Origin of the sequence: Tardiphaga sp., from assembly GCF_028290785.1 — a bacterium.
In the GTDB taxonomy this organism is placed as follows: domain Bacteria; phylum Pseudomonadota; class Alphaproteobacteria; order Rhizobiales; family Xanthobacteraceae; genus Tardiphaga.
In genome coordinates this window covers 1-2,504 of sequence record NZ_JAQGJD010000249.1, presented here as the reverse complement: position 1 = coordinate 2,504, position 2,504 = coordinate 1, and the positions used below count along the sequence as shown (strand labels likewise).

General features: G+C 65.1%; 3 protein-coding genes and 1 pseudogene. All 4 read left to right on the top strand.

The annotated features are described in order from the left end of the window. A pseudogene (locus JWR89_RS15660) lies at positions 1 to 485 on the top strand (isoleucine--tRNA ligase); the annotation flags it as partial. A gap of 175 nt (positions 486 to 660) precedes the next feature. Further along, entirely contained in the window at positions 661 to 1,167 is a 507-nt protein-coding gene (gene lspA / locus JWR89_RS15655) for a signal peptidase II (RefSeq protein WP_299717714.1), read from the top strand. Positions 1,168 to 1,254: 87 nt separating this feature from the next. Beyond that, positions 1,255 to 1,959: a hypothetical protein gene (locus tag JWR89_RS15650; protein ID WP_299717712.1), complete on the top strand. Its 705-nt coding sequence runs from the start codon at positions 1,255 to 1,257 to the stop codon at positions 1,957 to 1,959. 128 nt (positions 1,960 to 2,087) lie between these two features. Next, positions 2,088 to 2,504 (top strand): pitrilysin family protein (locus JWR89_RS15645; protein ID WP_299717710.1); only part of this gene is annotated, 417 nt, incomplete at its 3' end.

Here is a 2,504-nt window from a genome sequence, read left to right as displayed (position 1 = left end):
AAGCGTGGCGGATGTACAAGCCCGACGCCGAGCCCTCGGTGCATCTGACGGTGTTTCCGGATGGGCTCGATGCCTACCGCGACGATGCGCTGGCGGTGAAATGGGAAACCATCCGCGGCGTCCGCCGCGTCGTCACCGGCGCGCTGGAAGTCGAGCGCGCCGCCAAGAACATCGGCTCGTCGCTGGAAGCCTCGCCGCTGGTCTATGTGACCGACCCGGCGATCTTTGCGATTCTCGCCGGTATCGATCTCGCCGAGGTGTTCATCACCTCCAATGCGATGATGACCAATGAAGACGCGCCGGCCGGCGCTTTCACCCTGAACGACGTACAGGGCGTCGCCGTGGTGGTGGAGAAGGCGGTCGGCACCAAATGCGCGCGGTCGTGGAAAATCCTGCCAACGGTGGGCGAGGACAAGGAGTATCCCGACGTCTCGCCGCGCGACGCCGCCGCGCTGCGCGAATGGAAGGCGCTGGGGGTAGGCTAAGTCGATCGCCGAAAGACATGTTCATCGTCGTCCCCGCGAAAGCGGGGACCCATAGCCACCGTCCTCGAAATCTGGGCACAGGATCAGCCATGTCTTCTTCGCCCGGATTAGCTCTTCACGGCGTATGGGTCCCCGCTTTCGCGGGGACGACATCGAGTTTGGGGCGAGCCTCCTGATGCCGCCGACCTCCCCTGCCCTCCGCGCCGGCCTGCTTACCGCCCTTGCGACCCTGATCCTCGACCAGGCCTCAAAGCTCTGGCTGCTGTTCGTGTTCGACATCGGCCGCCGCGGCGCGGTGGCGGTGACGCCGTTCTTCGACCTGGTGCTGGCCTGGAATACCGGTATTTCCTACGGCTGGTTCTCGGACTCCGGCCCCGTGGGGCAGATGGTGCTGATCGCGGTCAAGGCCGCGGCCGTGGTGGCGCTGGCGATCTGGATGGCGAAATCCCAGACCCGGCTGGCGACCGTGGCGCTGGGGCTGATCATCGGCGGCGCGATCGGCAATGCCATCGACCGTTTCGCCTGGGGCGCCGTGGTGGATTTCGCGCTGCTGCACGTCGAAATAGCCGGCCAGACCTACAACTGGTACGTGTTTAATCTGGCCGATGTCGCCATTGTTGCCGGGGTAGCGGCTCTGCTGTATGACTCGTTCCTGGGCGTACCCGCCGCAAAAGCGCCCTGATCCCGGTCGATACGGTGACCTAAGGGCGAAGCGACCGGAGCGCGCCATCATTGGCGATCCCCGAGATATTTGAACAGGATGAGCATGATGCGCGAGACCGATACCGGTTCGACTGTGCACACTTCATCGGCCGTGCTGTGGCGCGGTCTGCGGCTGACCGCCATCGCCCTCGGAATCGGCCTCGTGATGTCGGCCGGCGTCGCCCGCGCCGCGGACGACGAGGAGGATGACTCCTCGTTCGAAGACAAGATCATCAAGCAGATCATGACCGGCCTTGGCGGCACCAACATGGAAAACCAGGGCATCGACTACCGCGAGCGCTCGCCGCTGGTGGTGCCGCCGAAGATCACCCTGCCGCCGCCGGATGCAACCGCGGCCGATGTGCCGAACTGGCCGAAGGATCCCGACGTCCAGCAGCGCAACGCCGCCCGCGAAGCCGCCAAGCGCCCGCGGGGCAATTCGCTCGAGGCAGCCCGGTCGCTGACGCCGAAGGAAATGGCGATGCAGCGCTCGAAACCGACCCAGACTTCCGAAAGCATCACGCCCGGCGATCCCAACAAGAACATCGTGCTGAGTCCGAAGCAGCTCGGCTACGACGGCGGCCTGTTCAAGACCATGTTCGGCGGCAACAAGGGCGAGACGGCCCAGTTCAAGGGCGAGCCCACCCGGGAGTCGCTGACCCAGCCGCCGTCCGGCTACCAGACGCCATCGTCCGGTTATGCCTATGGCACCGGGCCGAAGGAAGTGCTGCAGAATTCGGCCAACATCAATCCGATGACCGGCAAATATTGACCCGCAGCGTTCGCGTTGCGTCCCGTTGTAGCCGAACCATTTGATCATCTGGCCCTGCGTTTGGCCGGAACGCGCGGATGCGTTCCGGCGCGATCGCTTACCCGCGCCGAGGAGCAGCTCACCCCGTCATGACCTCATCATCCCGATTGGCCGTGCGTTCCGTCGCGGCGCTGGCGCTGCTGCTGGCCCCCACCTTCGCCACCGCGCAGACCGTCACTTCGGAGCGCCCCGCCACCTTCACGCTGGCCAACGGCATGCAGGTCGTGGTGATCCCGGATCACCGCACCCCGGTGGTGACGCAGATGGTCTGGTACAAGGTCGGCTCCGCTGACGAGACCCCCGGCAAATCCGGCCTCGCGCATTTTCTCGAACATTTGATGTTCAAGGGCACCGCCAAGCATCCGGCCGGCGAATTCTCGCAGGTGGTGCAGCGCATCGGCGGCAGCGAGAACGCCTTCACCTCCACCGACTACACCGGCTACTTCCAGCGCGTCACCAAGGATCAACTCGGCCGGATGATGGAGTTCGAAGCCGACCGCATGACC